The organism is Paenibacillus sp. BR1-192, from assembly GCF_029542445.1.
In the GTDB taxonomy this organism is placed as follows: Bacteria; Bacillota; Bacilli; order Paenibacillales; family Paenibacillaceae; genus Paenibacillus_AQ; species Paenibacillus_AQ lautus_A.
In genome coordinates this window covers 2,023,183-2,047,120 of record NZ_CP120718.1, presented here as the reverse complement: position 1 = coordinate 2,047,120, position 23,938 = coordinate 2,023,183, and the positions used below count along the sequence as shown (strand labels likewise).

Here is a 23,938-nt window from a genome sequence, read left to right as displayed (position 1 = left end):
GTAGAGTCCCCAGAAACAAACGTAATACGACTGCAAGGGATCGATCAAGTTGTACGTTGTCTTCCTTCTTACTCGGCTGCAGCCTCAATGGATTCCACCAGAGCCACTACTTCCTCTGCGGTACTCATTTCAAGCGCTTTGGCTGCAAGTGCCTGCATGTCGCTGCGGGACAGCTTCCCGATCTGGCTGCGAGCCGGCAGAATGGAGGTCGCGCTCATGCTGAACTCATCCAGCCCCAGACCGAGCAGAATCGGAATAGCAGTCGCGTCGCCGGCCATTTCGCCGCACATGCCTACCCAGCGGCCTTCGCGATGGGCGGCATCGATGACCATTTTAACCAGTCGCAGAATCGCCGGATTGTATGGCTGGTACAGATACGCCACCCGTTCATTCATGCGGTCGGCGGCCATCGTGTATTGAATCAGGTCATTGGTTCCGATGCTGAAGAAATCCACCTCTTTGGCAAATTGATCGGCAAGCACGGCGGTAGATGGAATCTCCACCATGATGCCCAGCTGGATTTCTTCGGAAACCGAAATGCCTTCGCTTATAAGCTTAGCCTTCTCTTCCTCCAGAAGCGCTTTGGCTTCGCGGAACTCGCCCAGTGTCGCTATCATGGGAAACATGATACGCAGGTTGCCGTGGACGCTTGCACGCAGCAGCGCCCGAAGCTGTGTTCTGAAAATATCCTGGCGGTCCAGGCACAATCTGACGGCACGGAATCCGAGGAACGGATTCATTTCCTTGGGAAGATCCAGATACGGCAGCTCCTTATCCCCACCGATATCAAGCGTGCGAACAACAACCGGCTTGCCTTCCATTTTCTCCAGAACCGATTTGTAAGCAACATACTGGATCTCTTCGGAAGGAAGTTTGTCTCTGCCCATGTACAGGAATTCCGTACGGTACAATCCTACGGCTTCTCCGCCGTTCTCCAGCACGCCGGTCACATCATTCGGCGTCCCGATGTTGGCAGCCAGCTCCACATGGATTCCGTCCTTGGAAACCGTCGGTTCGGAGCGCAGCTTCTTCCACTCCTCCACCTGCTTGGCATAGGCGTCTTGCTTCGCACGGTATTGTTCTACGATGGCTTCCGTAGGATTAACGATGACATCCCCTTCCAATCCGTCAACGATGATCATATCCCCGTTTTTGACCGCAGAGAGCACGTTCTTCGTCCCGACAACAGCCGGAATTTCAAGGGAACGGGCCATGATGGCGGAGTGCGAGGTACGTCCGCCGATATTCGTCGTGAAGCCCTTAACGTAGTTCCGGTTCAACTGCGCCGTATCCGACGGAGTCAAATCCTCTGCAACCACGATCACTTCTTCGCTGATCTCCGAAGGGCTGACATAATTCAAGCCGAGCAGATGCTTCAGGATGCGTTTGGTGACGTCGCGCATATCCGCTGCTCGCTCCTGCAAGTAGGCGCTCTTCATGTTCTCGAACATTTGAATGAACTGGGTTGCCGTTTCGTTCAGCGCATATTCCGCGTTAACCGATTCGGAAACGATTTTCGCCTTGACCGGTTCAATCAATTCGGGATCATTCAGGATGAGAAGGTGAGATTCGAAAATCTCAGCCTTCTTCTCCCCGAGTTCCTGAAGCGTGCGGGCTTTGATCGCTTCCAGCTCAGCCTGTGACTGAGCCAGCGCCGCATCCAGCTTCGCGAGCTCCGCATCCGTGTCCGTCACTTGCTTCTCCGTGACGGAATAATCGGGATGCTCCAGCGTAAAAGCACGTGCTATCGCAATACCTGCGGAAGCCGCGATACCTTTCAAATTATTCATGAAGCTCGCCTAGCCCTTCGTTCACCATCACTTCTTGCAATGCTGTCAGCGCCTCGCTTTCATTGCCGCCTTCCGTGATCAGTGTCAATGTGTCGCCTTGCTCCAATCCGAGGGACAGAACGCCGAGAATCGACTTCAGCGTTACTTTTTTGCCGTTAGCTTCGGCAAAAGAGTTGGTATCCTGGAATTTGTTAGCCGTATTCACCAATGCGGTTGCCGGGCGTGCGTGAATTCCATCTTCGTCAATAATTCTGAATGTTTGTTGCATGTTCATCATCCTACTTTCGTATATTTTAATTTTTAGAATCCTGGAAACCATCGCGAGGTTAAGGTTTCAATAGGGTAATGATCCCTTCCTCGCCGCTTTTTACTTCACCGGTCTTGTTCAGCTTCACGGAAGCTCCCTCCGGCAGATTCGAGAAGATAATAGGAGAAATGATCGATTTGGCATTCTCCTTCACATAATCCAGATCCACTTGCATGATCGGTTGACCGGTGGAGACCAGGTCCCCCTCTTGCACCAGGACTTCAAATCCTTGCCCTTTCAGCTTAACGGTATTGACGCCGATATGGACAAGCACTTCCTTGCCGCCATCCGACATAATGCCGACGGCATGCTTGCTGGGGAACACATTGAACACGGTGCCGTTAACGGGAGACACAATCGTTCCGTTATGAGGCACGATCGCAAATCCGTCCCCTGTCATCCGTTCGGCAAACACGGGGTCAGGCACATGGGAAATATCCATAAGCTCTCCATCGGCCGGGGATACGATTTCCTCCTTAACGAGCGTTTCCCCGTCCTGTCCGGCCTGCTGTTCCTCTTGAGCCGTCGGCATCGTCTCCAAAGCCGCTGCTTGAGGCGCAGTGGTCGGCGTGATTCCCGACATGATGTCTTGAATCTGCGATTTGATCGTATCGGAACGGGTTCCGAATATCGCCTGGATATTATTCCCCACCTCCAGCACGCCTGACGCACCCAGCTGCTTCAGCCTTGCCTTATCGACATGGCCCTTGTCTTTTACCTCTACGCGAAGACGAGTGATGCATGCATCCAGATGCGCGATGTTAGGCTGGCCGCCCAGTGCAGTCAGGATATTAGACGGCAGATCATTTTTACTGCCAGCGACCGCTGCTCCAGAGCCTGATTCCGGCTCTGTCGTCGAAGCTTCCTCGCGCCCCGGCGTCCTCAGATTGAATTTCCGAATGACAAACCGGAAGCCGAAGTAATAGATTACAGCCATAATAGCACCCACGATGAGAACATTCCACCATGGCGTCCGGTTCGGAATGACACCGAAGATCATGTAGTCGATCAGGCCGCCGGAGAAGGTCATGCCGATTTTGGTGCCCAAAATATGCATGGTCATGAAGGACAGGCCGGCAAACAGCGCATGCACGGCGAACAGGATCGGTGCGACGAACAGGAACGAGAACTCAAGCGGTTCCGTGATCCCGGTCAAGAAGGAAGTCAGCGCCGCAGACCCCATGATGCCGGCCACGAACTTTTTGTTCTCCGGTCTTGCCTCATGATAGATGGCAAGCGCTGCCGCAGGGAGACCGAACATCATGAATGGATACTTACCCGTCATGAATGTGCCTGCTGTAAACTCGACGCCGTCCCGAAGCTGGGCCATGAATATGTTCTGGTCCCCTCGAACCAATTGTCCTGCCTGGTTCAGGTATTCCCCGAATTCAAACCAGAACGGGGAATAGAAAATGTGGTGCAGTCCGAACGGAATCAATCCGCGTTCCACGACGCCGAACACAAAAGCGGACAGCGTCAGGTTTTGTTCCAGCATGAAATGCGACGCCGTGTTAAGCGCCGACTGGATCGGCGGCCATATAAACACCATCAACAGACCAAGCAAAACGGACGTTGCGGCCGTCATAATCGGAACAAAACGTTTTCCTGCAAAAAAGCCCAGATAGGACGGAAGCTCGATTTTGAAAAACCGTCGGTACATGCTGGCTGCCAATATACCGACGATGATTCCGCCGAATACCCCGGTAGCCAACGTCGGAATGCCAAGCACGCTGGCATATTCGTAATTCGTGCCGACCATGGCCGGCGTCACGCCGATCACGCTGCCCATGGTGACGTTCATGACAAGGTAACCGATGATCGCGGCCAGTCCCGCTACGCCTTCACCTCCGGCCAAACCGACCGCAACCCCCACTGCAAACAGCAAGGATAGGTTCGTGAATACGATTTGTCCCGCATTCATCATGACCGTGGCAGCCGCTTGAACCCAGGCCGCATCCAGCCAAGGTGCATATTGCAGGAAATCGGGGTTGACCAGCATATTTCCAAGACCGAGCAATAGTCCGGCCGCCGGCAATATGGCCACTGGCAGCATCAGAGCTTTACCGACCCTTTGCAGTACGCCAAAAAGCCGCTTAAACATGAAAATTCTCACCCTCTGTCTCTAGTTGTTATCACAAGCTGTAGGTAGATCATCATAAAGCCATCAAATCAAAAAAGGCATGAGCAACCACAGGTAAATGGATGACTAATCTCATGGATTAGATTACCCAAAAATGGGTAATAACAACCAAATTCCTGCAATACTCATGCCTGATCGAATCAGTTACACGTTGGATTTGAAGTTTTATGGTTCATAACTGTTCGTATTGTAACACCGTTCATTTATCGTTGCAACCACATGGTAAGGGACTTAATAAAATCTTCACATTTGCCCGCCCTGCTCTTTACGCTGGACCAACCGTTCCAGATGTATGGTCAAATAACCGGCCTCAGCGGGATAGACGGGTTTCTTCAGCCGCTGCTCCATCATTTTGGTCAGCTTCCATGCCAGGGAATAGGTCTCGGGATATTCACGCTTCAAAAGGCCGTCAAGCGAACTCGTCTCGTTCACCCCTTCCCCCCGCCGAACCCGTTCCAAGGCAAACCGGAGGTGCGTCAGCAATCGGGAATAATCCAGCGTATCCTTCGGGATGGCGTACTCCAGCTGCTGCTCGACGGTATGTACCAAGTCCGCGATCAGCTCCGAATGCTTGCGGACCTCGGAGATATGCTGGTTCGTAAGGGCACCGTGAAAATGAAGGGCAATGAATCCGATTTCTTCTTGGCCCAAGTCAACCCCGAGCTTCTCCCGAATGGTACGGACGGCATATTCGGCCATCTCGTACTCTTCAGGGTACATCTCTTTGGTTTCGTATAAAAAAGGATTGTGGATATAAAGACCTTGGGCATGGCGTTTAATGGCAAATGCGATATGATCCGTCAAGGCAATGTGGATATGCTCATTCAGAGGAGCGTCGCTGGACTTGGCGGCATTCAGAATAATATCATTCATCGCCTCAATCAGCTTCTCGTCGATGTGAGGCACCAGCTGCTTATACTGCTCCTGCTCCTCCGGTTTGGTCAAAATGAACATCTTCTCGGCAGCGGCGGCAGGGATACGGTCTTTATTCTTCCGGTTAAAGCCGATGCCCTTGCCGATAACAACAACCTCGCCATGTTGAGGATGCTTCGCTATGATTACATTATTGTTCAACACTTTAGCCACTTGTAAGCTGCTCACGTTCGCACCTCTTTTTGATTCATACGCGTATACTCGGATATCTTATCAGAAATATAAGAGCGCGGCAAAATCATTTGTGGTTGCCAAAGTCTTCAAGGTGCCGTACCGCTGCCTGCCACCATGTATTCCGGCCCCTGCTTGCGGCTTGATCTACTCTTCCTTAGCGGCACTTGTCTCTACAGGGACCGGTACAAGTTCCTGCTCGATGGACACCGGCTTTTGAGCCGTGGCGGATTTTTTCGTTGTTAATCCCTTTATGAGATCCTCCACGTCAATCCCGGACACACTCTTCAGCATCTCAGGCGCCGTGGACATCAGCTCGGTCACATAATTGCTCACGCGAGCTGCTCCTTCGCCCTTCCCAGTATCCACAACGGTCAGCTTGTCGATGGACGAGATCGGCTGAGCAATCTTGCCGGCAAGCTCAGGCAGCATTTTCACGATGATATCGAGCACAGCAGCCTCGCCGAACTTCTGGAACGCTTCCGCCAGCTTCTCTTTGGCATCGGCTTCGGCAATACCGCGCAGGCGGATGACTTCGGCTTCGGCCGTACCTTTCGCGCGCTCGGCATCCGCAACCGCCATACCGTCTAGGCGCTTCTGCTCGGCAGACGCTTTGGCCTGCGTTTCGATGGAGTATTGCACAGCATCCGCTTCGCGCATCTTCCGGGCCTTATCCGCTTCGGCAGCCTGCTCAACCGCATAGCGATCCGCTTCGGCTTTTTTCTTCACGTCCGCGTCATACTGCTTCTCGCGAACCATGATTTCTTTCTCCTGCAGGTCGATTTCGCGTTCCTTGCGAACGAGCTCAACCTTCATCTGCTCCTCAACCACCGTTTGTCTGGCTCGGGCTTCCTGAATATGATAAGCTTGGTCCGCTTCGGCCTTCGCCGTATCCTGCTCCTTCTTAAAGGACGCGACCTTCAGCTCCCGTTCCTTCTCGGCTTCCGCGATATTGGTATCGCGTACGACCTCGGCCTTCTGTCCTTCTTCTTCGGCGCGCGCCTTCTGAATCCGCGCATCCCGCATCGCTTCGGCTTCGGCAATCTCCGCATCCCGCTTGACCGTAGCGATCCGCGGTTTACCAAGCGCTTCCAGATACCCGTGTTTATCGCGAACGTCCTTAATGGTAAAGGAAACGATCTGCAGACCCATCTTCTTCAAGTCTCTTGCTGCGACCCCCTGAACTTCCTGCGCGAACTTGTCGCGGTTACGATATACTTCCTCTACTGTCATGGAACCGAGAATGGCACGAAGATGGCCTTCCAGCACCTCCTGGGCTTCACCCTTCAGCGCTTCAATGGGCTTGCCCATGAATTGCTCGGCTGCGGTCGCCACATCTTCGATCGAGCTTCCCACTTTAATGATGGCCACCCCGTCCGCCATAACCGGCACGCCTTGCTCCGTGTACACTTCAGGCGTCATGACATCCAGTTTATGAGATAAGAGCGATACGAATTCGGAGCGCTGAAACACGGGGAGTATAAAAGCGCCGCCGCCGCGAACGATTTTGATTTTGCGGCCGGATTCGTCCTCCGACAAATTTTTGCTTCCCAAAAAAGAACCGGTGACAATCATCGCTTCATCCGGGCTCACCGTTTTGTAGCGGGCCCAGAACGCAAGTCCTAACACGACAATGACGCCTACAACAATCGACGGAATTACTAAGTACTCTGGCATTGAATCAATCCTCTCCTTTTCGTTCTTCCAGTTCGGACACCCTCAGGACGCCATCAACAATGTCGACAACCACCACGCGGACACCTGCCGGAAGCGTTTGACGATCAAAGCTTGAGGCAATGTGCATCGTGTTGCCTGCCCCGACCTTGACCATCACTTCCCCGAATCCTTCAGCAGGTAGCGGCACCGTGACAACGCCGATCCTGCCCGCAAGCTCCTTGATGGAAAAGCCCGTCGAGTTCTCGCTGTTCTCCATCGGTTTCACGTACCCGAAGTAGACGAGAATCGAAATGACGATGGCCGCCAAGACAGATAGCGTTACATGGGCACCTGCCGCCAATTCCGTGTATTTCGTCAGCATGATTCCGGTCCCGCCGAATACGGTGATTCCCCCGGCGATCACAACCGGATTGAAAAAATCCACTGACAAAAAGTCCAACAATCCGTCAAGCGCCGAGCTAAGTATGTCGCCTAGCACCACGGTTACGATGGCGAAGATCACGCCCCCGATCAGACAGCCCCAATATAACGCTTCCATGTTGATTGCCCCCTCTGGAATTCCTTACTGTGTATAACAAGTAATACGGCAAAATGTTTGCTAAAGTTTCAATTATTTGCCTCAAACGTATGAAAATCTCTTCATATCTATATTCGACGCCCCAGCAAAAAAGCCTGCACGGCTTGAACCGGCAGGCTTTAAAACCATTTTTATTCCTTGTCAGCTAACGACAGGACAACCCCTATAACGACATCCGATAGATTTCAACGACGTCCTCGCGCTGCAGCTTTGCGGAAGTTGCCAAAAGGACCGAAGCGCATCGCTTTATCGGCCATGGACCCGATCTCGCGGTCGTCGATATCGTAATCTCCCAGCGTGCTCGGCGCACCGATGGAAGTCCAGAAGCGGCGGAGCGCCTCGATTCCTTCCAGTCCGGACGCTTCATCGCTTTCCCGGCAGCATCAACACCGAATACATTCACGGCAAGCGACTTGAAGCGCTGAGGATCCGCGTTCAGATTATATTTCATCCAGTTCGGGAACAGGATTGCCAGGCCGCCGCCGTGCGGAATGTCGTATACGGCAGACACCGCGTGCTCGATGTTATGGGTTCCCCAGTCGCCGGCCATTCCCATGTTGATCATGCCGTTCAGCGCCATCGTACCGCAGTACATGATCGTCTCGCGGTGCTCATAGTTCTCCAGGTCCTCAACCAGCTTCGGCGCCGTATCGATAACGGTTCGAAGAATCGTTTCGCAGAAACCGTCCTGCACGGGCGTATTGGTATCCTGATGGAAGTAGTGCTCCAGTACGTGGGACATGATATCCACGATGCCGTACACCGTTTGATCCCGGGGAAGGGAGAAGGTATGCACAGGGTCCAGAATCGAAAAGGCGGGATAAGCATGCGGGCTGCCCCAGCCCATCTTCTCTTGGGTCACTTCATTGGTGATGACGGAGCCGCCGTTCATCTCCGATCCCGTTGCGGCCATCGTAAGCACCGTTCCAAGCGGCAGACCCGCTTGCGGTACGGCTTTGCGCTCTACGAAATCCCACATATCTCCGTCATACTTGGCTCCTACGGCAATCGCTTTGGAGCAGTCGAGGACGCTTCCGCCGCCTACGGCCAAAATGAGGTCAATGTGATGTTCCCGGCACAACTCCACTCCTTTATGTACCGTTGACAGGCGCGGGTTCGGTTCCACCCCGGCAAGCTCCGTCACCACCGCATTCGCTTCTTTCAGCAAGGCGATGACCTGATCGTAAAGGCCGCTGCGCTTGATGCTGCCGCCGCCGTACACCAGCAAAACGTTCCGGCCGTATTTGGCCACTTCTCCGCTTAAAGCACTCAGCTTGCCCTTGCCAAAAATCAACTGAGTCGGATTATGAAAGACAAAAGGTCTCATGTCACATTACCTCCATCGCATCTGGTTTGCATCTAATTCATTCATGCGTGCTTTTTCATTCTATACCATTCCCATTAAGCAAAACAAACAGCCGTCCTTCTTTCGGAAGATCGGCTGTTTGAATGATGATCCTAGTTATCGTTAGCTTCAATACATCATATTTCCATCCAAGAATATTTATCTGCTGTCAGGGACGTACCCCATATGGCTCAGGAATCGCTGAAATGCCTGCTGCCCTTCCGCCGTCTGTTTGTATACCCCGGCATGTTCCAAAATCGTCGTGAATTTGCTGCCGACCTCCCGGCGTACCAGCTGGGTGGCCCCGGCTTTATCGGATGCGGCTATGCCCCGGCCCCGCAGCTCCTCGATCCAGTCGCCGTGGACGGCGAGCGGATGGTCAGCGACCTGGCTGTCCGCATACAGTGCCTCGTTCCCCGCCAGAATCTCGGCGATCTGATCCAGCTCTTCCTTGAGCCTGCCCGGCAGGATCGCCAGCCCCATCACTTCGATCAAGCCGATGTTTTCCTTCTTGATGTGGAACATCTCCCGATGAGGATGAAAGATCCCTTCCGGATGCTGCTCGTTGGTGCGATTGTTCCGCAGAACCAGATCCATCTCATAGATGCCCTCGTCATTACGGCGGGCAATCGGAGTCACCGTATTATGGCGGACCCGTTCGCCGTCCGCTTCGCTGAAGGCCTCAATGTCTGCCGAAGGGTCGCTGTAGGTTTTCCAGCCCTCGTAAATGCCGTTCGCGCATTCAAGCAGCGAATCCCGATCGCTTGAGGATAGGCGGATCACCGACATCGGCCATTTCACGATGGCAACGGATACCTCCGGATAATCCCCGTGCGTAAACCCGGCCACCTTCGGCGCTTTCTGGATCGGGAAGGTATGCCGCCCCCCTGGAAATGATCATGTGTGAGAATGGAGCCCCCGACAATCGGAAGATCCGCGTTCGATCCGAGAAAATAATGCGGATAAGCATCAACAAAACTCAAGAGGCGGGCAAGCGTCTCCTTGGTCAGCTTCATCGGCACGTGATCGTGGTGGAACACGATGCAGTGCTCGTTATAGTAAACATACGGCGAGTATTGGTAGAACCATGGTTCACCGTTCAACTCCAGCGGGATAATGCGCAGGTTTTGCCGTGCCGGGTGATTGACCCTGCCTGCATAACCCACGTTCTCCCGGCAGAGCTGGCATTTCGGATAAATCGGCGGAGGCAGCAGTTTGGCCATGGCGATTTCCTTCGGACTTTTCTCCGGCTTGGATAGATTGATGGTAATCTCAATATCGCCGTACGCGCTGGCATGCCGCCAGTATTCGTTTTTGGCTACGCGATCCATCCGAATGTAGTTGGAGTCGATGCACAGGCTGTAAAATTGCCGGGTAGCCTCGATGATCCCCTGCTCCTGCTCTACCGCCCGGAACCGAGCGGTTACTTCCGAAGGTCTTGCCATGAGGCGGCCCATGATTTTGGCGTCCAGCAAATCCCGGTACGTATCGGTATTTTCCGGGATCATGCCATGCGCCGCACCGTAATCGATCAGGATGTCGAGCATAGCCTGGGGGCCATCCGGCATCGGGTCGTTCACTTCGTCGCCGTACGGCTCGCTGAACCCGAAATCCTCCAGCAGCAGGTTGCGGCTGTAATCCGCATCCGCTGCCTGGATCAGGCCTTTATGAAGCGCGAATCGCACCAGCATTTCAATGGCATGCAGAACCTGCTTGGATTCGGGAGTACTTGATGTTGCAGCATTCATGTTCATCGTCCCCCTTGGATTAATTGTCGCCGTAACCGTCCGGACGACTGCTGTGCCACTTCCATGCGCTCTCGATAATTTCCTCCAGCGTCGTTCTGGACGGCGTCCATCCGAGAACCGTGCGCGCTTTGTCCGAAGACGCCACCAATACCGCAGGGTCACCCGCACGGCGGGCTTCCATGACAACCGGAATGTCGGCACCCGTCACCCGCTTCGATGTCTCGATCACTTCCTTGACCGAGAACCCGAGCCCGTTGCCGAGATTGAACACATTGCTGGACTCGCCGCGACGAAGGTATTCAACCGCGCGCAGATGCGCATTCGCCAGATCGCTGACGTGAATGTAATCGCGGACGCACGTGCCATCGGGAGTTGCGTAATCGTCGCCAAACACCGAGATGCTGGCGCGCTGCTTCAAAGCGGTTTGCAGAACGAGCGGAATCAAGTGGCTCTCCGGCCGGTGATCCTCGCCGATCTTGCCGCTGGCATGCGAGCCGGCCGCGTTGAAGTAACGAAGGGAGACATACTTCACCCCGAGCACGGTATCGAACCAGGACATCATCCGTTCCATCATCAGCTTGGTTTCCCCGTACACGTTCGTCGGCTGGGTCCGGTCCGTTTCCTCGATCGGCACCTTCTCGGGCTCACCGTAGGTCGCGGCCGTTGAAGAGAAGACGATCTTTCGAACGCCCGCCTCATTCATGGCTTCCAGCAGGCACAGCGTGCCGTACACGTTGTTATCGTAATATTTCACCGGATCCTTCATGCTCTCGCCGACCAGAGAATTCGCGGCAAAATGGATAACGGCATCAATATCGTTGTCCGAGAACAGCTGCTTCAGCAGCGCCTTGTCGCGCAGATCGCCGACATACAGCTTTCCGCCCAGCAGCGCTTCGCGATGACCCGTCTCCAGGCTGTCGATGACTACAACGTCTTCCCCTTGCTCCAGCAGCTCCGCCACGGTATGTGAACCGATATAACCTGCTCCGCCGGTCACTAAAATAGCCATATTATTCGCCCTCCTTTACTTCATGCACGCCTTGACCTACGCCGCATACGTAGAAGTCCGCCTTCAGTCCCGTTCTGGCCTCATATTGCTGTCCCACTTCCGCGATGAAACGTTCCACCGCGTCCTCGTGCACGAGGGATACCGTGCAGCCGCCAAAGCCGGCTCCCGTCATTCTGGAACCGAGCGTACCCGGAATCCGCTGGGCTTCTTCCACCAGAGCATCCAACTCGTCGCCCGTGACTTCGTACAGATAACGCAAAGAGTCATGGGACTGATTCATGTACTGTCCGAAAACTTCCAGATTCCCCTCTTTCAGAGCCTTCACGGAATCAAGCACGCGCTGGTTCTCCTCGACGACATGCTGGGCGCGTCTTCTGACGGTCTCATCCTGGATGCTGTCCCGCAAGGTCGCGAATTGATCCGGATTCAGCTGGGCGAGATACGATAACGCCGGGAGCTCCTTTTGCAAAATTTCCAAAGCGCGGTCGCATTCGCTGCGGCGTTCATTATATTTGGAATCGACGAGTCCGCGCCGTTTGTTGGTATTCGAAATCACGATTTTGTATGCTCCGGTCCGGAAAGGCACCAGCTCATACTCCAGCGTATCGCACATTAACAGAATGGCATGATCCTGCTTGCCGTTGGCTACGGCGAATTGATCCATGATGCCGGAGTTGACGCCGACGAACAGGTTTTCCACCCGCTGCGAAAGCTTTGCGATCTCCACCGTATCCGTCTCCTTGCCCTCCATCTTCAAGAAGGCGTAAGCCGTGACCACTTCGATGGACGCTGAGGACGAGAGGCCTGCCCCGTTCGGGATATCCCCGTGGTACAGCAGGTCATAGCCGCTGCTGAGCCCGCAGCCGATTTTATTCAGCTCGGTAATGACGCCGACCGGGTAATCCGTCCATTGATCGATTTTGTAGCCATAATCCTCGTCCAGACTGATCGTTAATTCATAGGGGATATTGGTGGATGAAAAGCTCACCTTGTTATCGTCACGCGGTCGGATAATCAAGGTTGTGCCAAACTCCAGGGCTGCCGGAAGCACATAGCCCCCGTTGTAATCCAGATGCTCCCCGATAAGGTTCACGCGCCCTGGCGCATTAAATATGCGAACCTTATGCTGGCTCTCACCGTGCTTGTCCATAAATCTTTCCATAAGCTGTTGCGTCGTCACTGCCTATCACTCCATCCTGTACATATGGTAGTTTTACTGTCTTCAGTATAATGGAAATCTCGTTTACCGATAATGAAATCTTGTGTGATACATATGGATTTATGTGACTTATGGAGGTACAATAAATTCACGATCACGAAATCCCTATAGTTCCTCTTTTTCCCAAACTCATTGTAAAGGAAAATGAATGATGAAACCAACCTATTCTGTTGCTTCCAACCCAGCACAGCAAGGCGGCGGCTGGCTCCACGTGCGATTCGCCGGCGAGAGCCAGACCCTTCCGGAGCATGCGTTGGGGCCCAAAATATTCGATCATTACCTCTTGCACATCATCGAATCGGGCCATGGCGTATTTCGGACCGAAACCGACAGATACCAGCTCGGGCCCGGCGATTGCTTCCTGATTCATCCCGGCCAGATTGTCAGCTATGTATCCGATGCGAGCCAGCCGTGGCGTTACCGCTGGGTCGCCTTTGACGGAGAACACGCCGATGAAGAGATATCCCGTTTGGGGCTCACGCCCGAAAAGCCTGTCCTCCACCTCGTGGAGAACAACCCCATTCCCGGCTATGTATCCCTCATCCAGGGCCATTTTCAATCCAGGGAAGAAAGCTCTCACATGGCCGCCATCGGTTACCTGCATTTAATCTGGGCCGAGATCATGAATCAGAGCGACCGGCCGTCCCGATTGACGCTGTCAGAGCCCCAGGTTCAGCGCACGGTGAAGCAGATGATCAGTTACATGGCTTCCCAATACGCCCATCCCGTCTCGATCGAACAGATGTGTACGAGCCTAGGCTACAACCGCGCATACCTGTCACGGATCTTCAAGCAGGAAACGGGCATGACTCCGATCACGTATCTGCTTAAATTAAGAATCGACCAATCCAAACGGCTGCTGCGCGAACGTCCCGATTTGTCCATCGAGCAGGTTTCCGCATCGGTCGGACTGACCGACCCGCTCTATTTCTCGCGCCAATTCAAGCGGCTCGTCGGCCGATCCCCGTCGCGGTACCGCAAGGACATCATCTCTTCATCCGCGCTTACTTAAAGAGTGCGCCCAAGCCATCCCTTAGCAAAAAAAAGGAGCGCCCTTCAGGTCGGTTATCATCCTAAAGGCGCTCCTTGGCATGTATCTATTTCAATGCCACCGTGTTTTCGCCAGCATCTATCCTTCCGAAGAAGATGCATTCTCCGTTTTGAGAATCGCTTCGATCCGATCCAGCTCTTCCTTCGAGAACTCCAGATTGTTCAAGGCAGCCACGTTGTCTTCAATCTGGCTTACTTTGCTAGCTCCGATCAGGGCAGACGTCACCCGGCCGCCGCGCAGAACCCAGGCGAGCGCGAATTGAGCCAGACTCTGGTTCCGGGCTTGGGCGATTTGGTTCAAGGCTCTGATCTTGCGCAGCACCTCAGGCGTGATACTGCTTTCGTTCAGGAACACGGATGCGCTTGCGGCACGGGAATCGACAGGCACGCCGTTCAAATATTTGTTCGTCAAGAGCCCTTGAGCAAGCGGCGTGAATGCGATGCTTCCGACCCCGTTCTCTTCCAGGACGTCAAGCAATCCGTTCTCCACCCAACGGTCCAGCATGGAGTAGCTCGGTTGATGGATGAGCAGCGGGGTACCCAGGCTTTTCAGGATCGATATCGCTTCCCGGGTCTTCTCCGGCGAATAGTTGGAGACTCCGACATACAGCGCCTTGCCGGAACGAACGAGATGATCCAGCGCTGCCATGGTTTCCTCGAGCGGCGTTTCCGGATCCATCCGATGATGATAGAAAATATCCACATAGTCCAGGCCCATTCGCTTCAAGCTCTGGTCGAGGCTTGATACCAGATATTTACGCGATCCGAAATCGCCGTAAGGACCGGGCCACATATAATAGCCGGCTTTGGACGAAACGACGATTTCGTCACGATATGCCTTAAGGTCTCTGGAAAGCACTTTACCGAAAGTCTCCTCGGCAGAGCCTGCAGGAGGTCCGTAATTGTTCGCCAGATCGAAGTGGGTGATGCCCAGATCGAAGGAGCGCGTAATCATGTTCCGCCCGTTCTCGTACGTGTCGACGCCACCGAAATTATGCCATAATCCAAGGGAGATCGCGGGAAGTTTAAGCCCGGACCGCCCCACGCGGTTATACTTCATACCTTCATAGCGGTCTTCGCTAGCCACATAGGTCACTTGCAATCCCTGCCTCTCTAAGTGAATAGGTCCATTGCTAAATTCCATCTTATCGCGTTTGGTCTTCCTTTGACAAGAAAACGATTACAGGGATAGGTACGGCAATACGCCGCCTTTTGTCCCCTCACGTGCTGATCAGTTTATCCACCTGCGTCATGACTTGACCGATCCGATCCGCAATCAGGAGGCCTGCCCGATGATCGTATGGGGTTGGATCTGCATTCAGCAAAGCTACCTTGCTTCCATGAAAATAGGAGATCAAACTAGCGGCGGGGTGTACCGTCAGGGAAGTCCCCCCAATAATCAACAAGTCGGCCGTCGATATTTCCTGGATCGAGCGCATGATGACGTTCTGGTCCAATTCCTCTTCATACAGCACGACGTCCGGCCGAACCAGCCCCCCGCAATCCTTGCAGCGCGGGACGATTTCCTTAATGTCCAGAATCTCCTGAAGGCTGTAGAATCGGGAGCAATCCATGCAATAATTGCGGTGCACGGAACCGTGAAGCTCCAGCACCTCGGAACATCCCGCCGACTGATGCAGGCCATCGATATTCTGCGTGATGACCGCCTTTAGCTTCCCGTCATGCTCGAGTCTCGACAATAGGCGGTGACAGCCGTTCGGCTGCGCAAGCGGGTGCAGCATCTTGCTCCGGTAAAAGTCGTAAAACACTTCCGGATGCTGCATAAAAAAAGTATGGCTGAGCATGACCTCCGGCGGATACGGAGACTGGTGCTCGCTCTGGTACAGTCCGGCTGCCGAACGGAAGTCTGGTATTCCGCTCTCGGTGGAGGTACCCGCTCCCCCGAAAAAAACAATGTAGTCGCTCGCTTCGATCCATGTTGCCAACTGCTCGATCTTTTCCCTGTTCTCCACTCTTATACACCTCCGTACAGCCCTTAAAATAACACGTCTACCTGTGCACGTCTAATTCATTATAATCGGATATGACAACATCGGCATCTGTCAGATGCGCCGGCTCCCCTTCATCCGTCATTAAACCTACGGCCAGCGCAGCGCCTGCATGCTTCGCCATCTGCATATCCGCGTTGCTGTCGCCGATGACGACCGCTTCCTCCGGTTTGATCCCGAGCCGGCGGCAGGCAGCCTCGGTCATTTCGGGGTGCGGCTTGCCATTTCGAACCTGATCTCTTCCCATAATGACCGTAAAGTACGAGCGAAGCCCCATCCATTCCAACTGCTCCACGGCACCTGAGGTTTGATCCGAAGTCACCACTGCCATCTTCACGGAGGCCAAGCTGCATTTTTCCAGAAAATGTTCCAGTCCGGGCACCGGGAATGCCGGCTTTCGCTGACGGACTTCGTACATGGCATTTTTCGTAATCTGATGGACCTGCACAATCGCCTCGTTCCATGGCATCCCGGCTGCGTACAATTGCCAGGACAGAAGCCCGTTCGTCTCCTCCACGGTGCCCATGGCGAGCGGACCCCGCAGATCATACCCCGATACGCGTCCGCCGGCATCGTGCTTGGTCCCAAGCACCTTCTCTTTCGGCAGCGTAAAGCCGGATCCCATCAGCTCCAGCCGTTCCTCCATGAACTCGAGCACATAATCGGCCCATCCTCCCCACAGCGCCATGAAATGAAGCAGCGTACCGTCTTTATCAAACAAGATCCCTTGGCAGGGAACGGTTCGTCCTTTCAGTTGAACAAACGGCAATGGTCCAAAACCTCCCTATCCTATTCTTGATCATACTCTTATTAAACCATGAAATAAACTCTGATTTAAGCGTTATTGGCGCATGGGATCAAGAAATCGCTCCGACTTGAAAATTTACCAATCTTTAGTCGAATGTTTTGATTCATGACAAATGGACCGTGGTAAGTAACATATACGCATAGCAAATACGACGGTAAAGGAGTGATTTGTTCATGGCCACCAGCAGCAATCGAAAGATGACCCGCGAAGAAGCCGGACGTCTTGGCGGCGAAGCCACCGCCAAAAAACACAGCCGCGAATTCTATCAGGAAATCGGCAAAAAAGGCGGCAAAGCGACGTCCAAAAACCATAGCCGCGAGTTTTACCAGGAAATCGGTCAAAAGGGCGGCGAAGCCACCTCGCGGAATCATAATCGCGAATTCTATCAGGAAATTGGCCGCAAAGGCGGCAAGAAATAGCATATCTTTTCAGTAGGAAGCCTGTTCCCTACCAAGGGGGACAGGCTTTTTCTTGGCCTTCACGACAGGCTTCCTTCCATCGCTTCCTATTAATATCATGTAGAAAAACCTACCTTTTTGTGATAGACTCATTTAAAACCTATTCGCTGTTTACAGGTACCCGGCTGCTTTGCCGGAAGACCGCGCTAAAGCGTAACAATTTTAAAATAGATCTGGGGGGAAATCGACATCATGACAACCAAAAAAATGCGTTCAGACATGATCAAGAAAGGCTTTGACCGCGCGCCGCACCGCAGCTTGCTGCGTGCAGCAGGCGTTAAGGAAGAGGATTTCGGCAAACCCTTCATCGCCGTGTGCAACTCTTACATCGATATCGTTCCGGGTCACGTGCATCTTCAGGAATTCGGCAAGATCGTGAAGGATGCGATCCGTGAAGCCGGCGGCGTTCCGTTCGAGTTCAACACCATCGGCGTGGATGACGGAATTGCCATGGGACATATCGGCATGCGCTACTCGCTGCCAAGCCGCGAGATCATTGCGGATTCCCTGGAAACCGTTGTATCCGCCCACTGGTTCGACGGCATGGTGTGTATCCCGAACTGCGACAAAATTACGCCCGGCATGCTGATGGGCGCCCTGCGCGTTAACATCCCGACGGTGTTTGTCAGCGGCGGACCGATGAAGGCCGGCGTGGACAGCAAAGGCCGCAAATTGTCCCTGACTTCCGTATTCGAAGGCGTCGGCGCTCACCAGGTCGGCAAAATCAATGACGATGAGCTCCTGGAATTGGAACAATACGGATGTCCAACCTGCGGATCCTGTTCCGGCATGTTCACCGCCAACTCCATGAACTGCCTCGCCGAAGCGCTGGGTCTGGCTCTGCCGGGCAACGGCACCATTCTTGCCATCGCCGAAGAGCGCAGAGAGTTTGTTAAACAATCGGCCAAACAATTGATGGAACTTGTCAAAATGGACCTGAAGCCGCGTGACATCGTAACCCTGGAAGCTATCGACAATGCGTTTGCGCTCGATATGGCGATGGGCGGCTCCACCAACACGGTGCTTCATACATTGGCGCTTGCCCAAGAAGCCGGCCTTGATTACCCGCTGGAGCGGATCAACGAAGTCGCTGACCGCGTTCCTCACATCTCCAAGCTGGCTCCGGCTTCGGATTACTTCATCGAGGATGTGCATTTGGCAGGCGGAGTAAGCGCGGTTCTGCACGAGCTTCTGAAGAAGCCCGGCGCACTGCACGGGGATTGCATTACCGTAACCGGCAAAACGCTGGCCGAGAACGTAGAGGGCTGCGAAATCCAGGATGAGAACGTCATCCATCCGATCGATTCCCCGTATTCCGAGCGCGGCGGACTCGCGGTACTGTACGGCAATCTGGCTCCTGAAGGCTCCATCATCAAAGTCGGTGCGGTCGATCCGTCGGTTGGCGGATACCATAAAGGACCTGCCATCTGCTTTGACTCCCAGGACGAGGCGCTAAGCGGCATTGCCAACGGCAAGGTCAAGGAAGGCCATGTGGTTGTCATTCGATATGAAGGGCCGAAGGGCGGACCGGGCATGCCGGAAATGCTGGCGCCGACCTCGCAGATTGCCGGCATGGGGCTTGGAGCCAAAGTCGGTCTGATCACGGACGGACGCTTCTCCGGCGCTTCCCGCGGCATCAGCATCGGACACATCTCGCCGGAAGCGGCTGAAGGCGGACCTATCGCTTTCGTTGAAGACGGGGATATCATCGAGCTGGACCTGAATAAACGGACGATTCAATTGCTGGACGTTTCCGAAGAGGAAATGGCTGTACGCCGCAGCAAATGGGTTGAGTTCGAACCGAAAGTGAAAACCGGTTACCTTGCGCGCTACTCGAAGCTTGTGACCAACGCCAGCTCTGGCGGCGTATTGAAAATCTAATCCTTAATAAAGCAAAGGGGTTATCCCGCGCAGGCATTTGCAGCAGCCTGCGGGGATAACCCCTTGTTTATAACCAAAACCATCTAAGAGATAATCCATGCATAATAGCGGAAACCATCGATTCGATGAACTACATGCCTTGCGAGACACTGGCAACCGCCAGATCACCCGCATGCTCCTGTTGAACTTCCTGCTGTTCCTCCGATGGAGGCAAAACCTGCGTTTTCTTCTCCGCATAACGTCCGATCAGAACATCCACCGGCATGATGAGCATTTTCGGCTCCATCATCTGGGTGCCCTCCTTCAGGCGGGCCTGCCCTTTCGGGTGAATGACGCTGAGCAGCAGTTTCAGATACAGTCTGGACGAGCTTGCGAACAGCCCCCGAGGCAAATCCATCACATGGAATCCGAATTGCTCGGGGCCCCGCGAAATCATGGTTACGGCATACAAACCTTTGATATCCTTAAACTCGGGCCGGTCCAGCACCATGTTCGCCAGAGAAGGCAAATCCTTCTGCACGGCACGAATCATTTTGATGGCAAGCTGCACTTCCGAGCGGGAGCGGCTGCCGATCTCGAACAATTTTTTGTTGTCAAAGTGGAGCTCGAGCACCTGGTCTCCCTTCTCAAGCCGGCTGCCGTCTTCCATCACGACCGTTTTGCCGGTGAAGGCACGCTTTCGGAAATGCAGCATCGGATCCTCCGGATTTACCGTTTCGAGCGCGAACACCGCATGAAATGCTTTTTCCCACAAGAGCCACAATGAGACGATCAACCGCTTGAGAGGAGGCAGCTTCTTGGCTTTCGCTTTGCTTTCCTTAGCCATCATGTCGTCGATTCGGATGCTTCTCATTCCTTTCTGCTCTGCGGCTTTCAGTACGCGTTCCAAGGCAATCAGCATTTGCTCCGGCGCATCGGGGTTCGCTCCCATCGTCGTACCGCAGTCATGGAGGAGCATAACCTCGCCGCCGTTCAGCTTGGCCAGCATACGCTGAGTCAGCTTGTCAGCGCCGATCTTGCTTCGCCAATCATTAAACATCGAGGACCATAAGATGATGCGGCAGCCGGTATTCTTGGCAAAATCGAATAGATTCACGATTCCCCAAGGCGGTCTGTAATATCTCGAGCGCTCGCCGGTTATGGCGTAGATGATATCGTCCGTGCGCTTGACTTGCTTGCGGACGGTCACGGGTCGCATTAACCAATTGCTCTTGTGAACATAGTTGTGAATCCCGATCAGATGACCCTCGCTATGAATGCGTTTGACGACCTCCGGATGCTTCTCGGCATGGGAACCGACCAGAAAAAAAGTCGCTTTCATATTATACCGCTTCAATAGATCCAGCAGTCTTGGCGTATAGAACGGATCAGGACCATCATCAAAGGTTAAGGCGAAGTCTTCCAAGCCTGTTCCCCTGCGAAATACTCGAAAACCGAATATCCGGGTCAGGATGCCGGGAATGAATGCATAAAAAGATGAAAGGTAAAACAACCATAGCAGTAACGTTTGCATGCTAACTCCCCGCTTTTTATTTCTTTTTCTAATGAAAGACACTATTATTATTTTATCATAGCACTTAAAGAAATAGGCTTTTTTTTCGCAAATCGTGTACAATGATATCTATCAATAAAGTATAAAGGAGCCGATATCCCACTATGCTTCCCTTGTATAAAAAATATTGGAGAACCGCCTTCGATATAGGTTTAATCGTGCTTACGGTTTACTTGATCATGCTCATATTCAGCAAGCTTTACCAGATTGCGGCTCCGGTGTTTTTATCTTTCCTCGTTTTCCTGATTATTGAGCCTTTCTCCAAATTCCTGCACCGCAGGGGGCTTCCGAAGCCCTTCGCCGCGGCGATATCCGTTCTGCTCTTCCTGCTCGTCATCCTTGGCATCCTGTTTGGAGCCGGAGCGCTCATCGTATCGCAATTCATGAACCTGCAGGACAATTTGCCGGCTTACACCCAAACGATCCAGAAGCATTTCTCGGAAACCCTGATGTTCCTGCAGACGAAGCTCGACGCGCTGCCGCCGGATCTGACGGACCGCCTGAACGGTTACTTCCAAGACATTACCACCTTTGCCCAGGGCGCTGCCGAGTCGTTCTTCCGTTACATCGTTGGATTCATGGGGTCGTTCTCCTCGTTCATCGCGAATTTCGGGGTTGCGATTATCCTCGCTTTCTTCCTGAGCACGGAAATCGGCAGCTGGCGGAGAATCGCCAAGGACAAGACGCCGAAGACGCTTAAGACGGCTTTCGTTTTCCTGAAGGACAATGTATTCAAGGCAATCGGCTCTTATATTAAAGCCCAGATGAAGCTGGTCAGCATCACCTTTGTCATTGTATACATAGGACTCTTGATATTAGGTACGGGCAATTCCCTGTCCGTCGCGCTTATCTGCGCCGTATTCGATGTATTGCCGCTGCTCGGGGTTCCCGTTATTCTTATTCCGTGGATCACCTATTTGTTCATTGTAGGCAACACCGGGCTTGCAATCGGCTTGATCGTTCTGCTTGCCGTTGTGGTCATTTCCAGACAGCTGCTTGAGCCTAAAATTACGGGTAACTCGATCGGCGTATCCTCCGCCTTTCTGATGCTGTCCTTTATGATGATCTCCCTGTCGATATTTGGGGTTGCCGGTTTGATTCTGGCTCCCATCCTGCTGATTCTCATCAAGGAATTGCTTGCGCAGGGATATCTGAAGCAGTGGATCCATCTGCCGAGCGAAGAATTCGATGTGTCCCCTTGGGATATGTCCCGCTCTTACGCGGAGCCGGAGCCCGCTTCAACCGAGGCCAAGAAATCGGAGACCTGACCGAATATTTCGGTTGCCTGATTGCTGCTGTTCGTGCTCCGATTCTCCACCAATACTGCCACCGCATAACGTGGCTTCTCCACCGGGCCGTACCCGACAAACCACTGGTTGTTTCGGGCGCGGCCCTTTACTTTGACCTGAGCGGTTCCCGATTTGCCTGCAAGGGTCCATTTGCGATGATTCAAAGCGCTTCCTGTTCCCTCTTGAACGACATCCTCCATCCATTCGAGCAGGATCGAAGAGGTTTCCCGGGAAATACCGTTTCCTGCCGGGCGTTCGTACAGCGGATTCGTATCCTGAAGCAACTGGCCGTTCGCGTACCGAATCTGCTTCACAATACGCGGCTTGGTCTTCACCCCGCCATGAAGCAGCGTCACCATCGCATTAGCGGCTTGGAGCGGAGATACGGCAGCGTCTCTTTGGCCTATGCCTGTCTGCACTCTTACGCCTGCATCGGAGGCATCCGCGGAGCCGGAAAAGACCGTCCCCTTCTCTTCATGATCCAACGGTGCAAATGAGCGAAGCCCTAAAAACTGCTGTGATTGCCAGCCTACGCTTTGACCAAAGCCCAGCGCGGATGCCGCTGAGATTATTTGCTGTGGGGTTAATCTTTCCGCAAGCGTGGCAAATACGACGTTGCAGGATTCCGCAAAGCCCTCGCGCAGATCAATCGTTCCATGCCCGCCCTTTTTCCAGCAGGACAATCCGAACTTGCCGTATTCCCCATCGCAATGAAAATGTTCGTTTGGCGAGCTGAGACCATTCTCCAAAATGGCCGCTGCCGTGACAAGCTTGAACACGGAGCCTGGCGTGGCCGCTTTCAATCCGCGATTCTCCCACTGACCGTCTTTCGGATGTATCTGCTCCGGATTGTAAAACGGTCTGGATACCATCGCCACGATATCGGCATTGCGTGCATCCAGCACGACAACCGCCCCTTCTTTCATGCCCGCTTTTTCCGTGATGGCCTCGATCCCCCGCTGAATGTCGATATCGATCGTTGTGGATACCCGTAACGGATAGTACCGATTGTCCGGCGCCTTCACCATCGGCTTCATATCCTGAATCACTTCATTCGTGCTGTTTACCGGAAAATAGACGACCGTAGGTCCTTCACCCCGGATCAGCGAATCCATCGTCTTCTCCAGGCCGCTGGTTCCCGAAATCTCCGGATAATCCTGAAAGAACAGGCTTTCCTTACGCTGGCCGGATACAAAACCAAGCCACTGCATGCCCGATTGTCGATTACCGTACCGCTGCTCATAAGGAAGAACCTTGAGTTTGGGGAGCTCAAGCTCGCGAATCTGCTCGATCTGCTCCTTGGACAAGGAACGCGGAATGCGGGAATCCGCTCCATGCCACAGCTGCGGCTCCTTTAGCTTGCCCCAGATTTGCAGCAACTGATTCGTGTCCGTTCCCAGGATGCGGGCCAGCTTGGCAACCTGATGATGGGCGCTCCTCAGCTCCTTCTCGCCGGCCGGAAACAATACGGCTGTCCAGATCAAATTGCCTGTGAGCGGTTTTCCGTTGCGATCCGTAAAATGTCCGCGGCCCGAATCCAGCACGATGCCCCTTTCCCGCTGGATAAGCGATGCCTCAACCATTGTATGCCGGCTTCCTGGGACCCGTTGATGCTTCATCACGAGCTGCACCCAGGCAAGGCGCATCGTCAAAATAGCAATCAGTACCGTCAAAATCAGCCATCCGTATGTAATTCGTTTATTGCGGATTAGCCTCATGGTTCCGTCCTCCAATTGAGTCTTTGTTTCCTCATTATTTCCATATGGAACCTGACTCAATCATGTTCGCTTCTCTCTGCACCATCATCCGGTTTCTCCCGCTGCTTCCAGGGCGGATCCCCGTATTTGTGCAGATACCGGTTCGTTTGGAATAAGGTCAACGGTACGATGATGAGCAGCAGTATACCAATCACGACAAGCGGATTTAACAAAATATCGTAGCGAAGATCCATGAATTCCATCAACCTGCCTTCCTT

Annotated in this window: 17 protein-coding genes and 3 pseudogenes; 4 read left to right on the top strand and 16 right to left on the bottom strand. The window is 53.5% G+C overall.

Going from position 1 to position 23,938, the window contains the following annotated elements:
• Nucleotides 1–68: 68 nt before the first annotated feature.
• From ptsP to P0X86_RS08730, 10 genes and pseudogenes are all read right to left on the bottom strand, one after another.
• On the bottom strand, nt 69–1,790 hold the full coding sequence (gene ptsP / locus P0X86_RS08775; protein ID WP_213577328.1) for a phosphoenolpyruvate--protein phosphotransferase: 1,722 nt from the start codon (nt 1,788–1,790) through the stop codon (nt 69–71).
• Nucleotides 1,783–2,058 carry an HPr family phosphocarrier protein gene (locus tag P0X86_RS08770; RefSeq protein ID WP_009591829.1) on the bottom strand — a complete coding sequence of 92 codons (276 nt, stop codon included), beginning with the start codon at nt 2,056–2,058 and terminating at the stop codon, nt 1,783–1,785. The genes ptsP and P0X86_RS08770 overlap by 8 nt, the downstream gene beginning before the upstream one ends.
• A 58-nt stretch (nt 2,059–2,116) precedes the next feature.
• Complete coding sequence (ptsG, locus tag P0X86_RS08765) at nt 2,117–4,198, bottom strand: glucose-specific PTS transporter subunit IIBC (RefSeq protein WP_213577326.1); 2,082 nt, start codon at nt 4,196–4,198, stop codon at nt 2,117–2,119.
• 282 nt (nt 4,199–4,480) lie between these two features.
• Complete coding sequence (gene glcT / locus P0X86_RS08760) at nt 4,481–5,338, bottom strand: glucose PTS transporter transcription antiterminator GlcT (RefSeq protein WP_277748320.1); 858 nt, start codon at nt 5,336–5,338, stop codon at nt 4,481–4,483.
• A 150-nt stretch (nt 5,339–5,488) separates the two neighbouring features.
• A complete protein-coding gene (locus tag P0X86_RS08755; protein WP_009591831.1) occupies nt 5,489–7,018 on the bottom strand; it encodes a flotillin lipid rafts scaffold protein FloT in 1,530 nt (509 codons plus the stop codon).
• A gap of 4 nt (nt 7,019–7,022) precedes the next feature.
• Complete coding sequence (locus P0X86_RS08750) at nt 7,023–7,556, bottom strand: NfeD family membrane protein (RefSeq protein WP_015734081.1); 534 nt, start codon at nt 7,554–7,556, stop codon at nt 7,023–7,025.
• A gap of 202 nt (nt 7,557–7,758) precedes the next feature.
• Nucleotides 7,759–8,922, bottom strand: a pseudogene (locus tag P0X86_RS08745) (iron-containing alcohol dehydrogenase).
• A 177-nt stretch (nt 8,923–9,099) separates the two neighbouring features.
• A pseudogene (locus tag P0X86_RS08740) lies at nt 9,100–10,688 on the bottom strand (UDP-glucose--hexose-1-phosphate uridylyltransferase).
• A 19-nt stretch (nt 10,689–10,707) separates the two neighbouring features.
• On the bottom strand, nt 10,708–11,697 hold the full coding sequence (gene galE / locus P0X86_RS08735; protein WP_015734078.1) for a UDP-glucose 4-epimerase GalE: 990 nt from the start codon (nt 11,695–11,697) through the stop codon (nt 10,708–10,710).
• 1 nt (nt 11,698) lies between these two features.
• Nucleotides 11,699–12,877, bottom strand: a complete 1,179-nt coding sequence (locus tag P0X86_RS08730; protein ID WP_015734077.1) for a galactokinase — start codon at nt 12,875–12,877, stop codon at nt 11,699–11,701.
• Nucleotides 12,878–13,064: 187 nt separating this feature from the next.
• On the opposite strand from P0X86_RS08730, the gene P0X86_RS08725 reads away from it, so the two are divergent.
• The gene (locus P0X86_RS08725; RefSeq protein WP_015734076.1) at nt 13,065–13,928 is read left to right on the top strand and encodes an AraC family transcriptional regulator; all 864 of its coding nucleotides are present in this window, start codon (nt 13,065–13,067) and stop codon (nt 13,926–13,928) included.
• A 117-nt stretch (nt 13,929–14,045) separates the two neighbouring features.
• Here the strand turns inward: P0X86_RS08725 and mgrA are convergent, their stop codons facing one another.
• The 3 genes from mgrA to P0X86_RS08710 all read right to left on the bottom strand — a co-directional run bounded on the left by mgrA (nt 14,046) and on the right by P0X86_RS08710 (nt 16,744).
• On the bottom strand, nt 14,046–15,062 hold the full coding sequence (gene mgrA / locus P0X86_RS08720; protein ID WP_096773491.1) for an L-glyceraldehyde 3-phosphate reductase: 1,017 nt from the start codon (nt 15,060–15,062) through the stop codon (nt 14,046–14,048).
• 124 nt (nt 15,063–15,186) lie between these two features.
• On the bottom strand, nt 15,187–15,939 hold the full coding sequence (locus P0X86_RS08715) for an NAD-dependent protein deacylase (RefSeq protein WP_096772956.1): 753 nt from the start codon (nt 15,937–15,939) through the stop codon (nt 15,187–15,189).
• Between the two features lie 37 nt (nt 15,940–15,976).
• Nucleotides 15,977–16,744 (bottom strand): HAD family hydrolase, encoded by a 768-nt coding sequence (locus tag P0X86_RS08710; RefSeq protein ID WP_277748319.1) that lies wholly within the window; start codon nt 16,742–16,744, stop codon nt 15,977–15,979.
• Between the two features lie 212 nt (nt 16,745–16,956).
• Between P0X86_RS08710 and P0X86_RS08705 the strand changes: the two are divergent.
• A pseudogene (locus P0X86_RS08705) lies at nt 16,957–17,196 on the top strand (KGG domain-containing protein); the annotation flags it as partial.
• Nucleotides 17,197–17,433: 237 nt separating this feature from the next.
• Nucleotides 17,434–19,122 carry a dihydroxy-acid dehydratase gene (gene ilvD / locus P0X86_RS08700; RefSeq protein WP_015734072.1) on the top strand — a complete coding sequence of 563 codons (1,689 nt, stop codon included), beginning with the start codon at nt 17,434–17,436 and terminating at the stop codon, nt 19,120–19,122.
• A 130-nt stretch (nt 19,123–19,252) separates the two neighbouring features.
• Here ilvD and P0X86_RS08695 read toward each other — a convergent pair whose 3' ends face one another.
• Entirely contained in the window at nt 19,253–20,635 is a 1,383-nt protein-coding gene (locus P0X86_RS08695; RefSeq protein WP_277748318.1) for a polysaccharide deacetylase family protein, read from the bottom strand.
• 143 nt (nt 20,636–20,778) lie between these two features.
• On the opposite strand from P0X86_RS08695, the gene P0X86_RS08690 reads away from it, so the two are divergent.
• On the top strand, nt 20,779–21,942 hold the full coding sequence (locus P0X86_RS08690; protein ID WP_015734070.1) for an AI-2E family transporter: 1,164 nt from the start codon (nt 20,779–20,781) through the stop codon (nt 21,940–21,942).
• On the opposite strand, the gene P0X86_RS08685 is transcribed toward P0X86_RS08690, so the two are convergent.
• The gene (locus tag P0X86_RS08685) at nt 21,891–23,681 is read right to left on the bottom strand and encodes a peptidoglycan D,D-transpeptidase FtsI family protein (protein WP_213577316.1); all 1,791 of its coding nucleotides are present in this window, start codon (nt 23,679–23,681) and stop codon (nt 21,891–21,893) included. The genes P0X86_RS08690 and P0X86_RS08685 overlap by 52 nt on opposite strands.
• 56 nt (nt 23,682–23,737) lie before the next feature.
• A complete protein-coding gene (locus P0X86_RS08680; RefSeq protein ID WP_192569295.1) occupies nt 23,738–23,923 on the bottom strand; it encodes a hypothetical protein in 186 nt (61 codons plus the stop codon).
• Between the last annotated feature and the right edge of the window lie 15 nt (nt 23,924–23,938).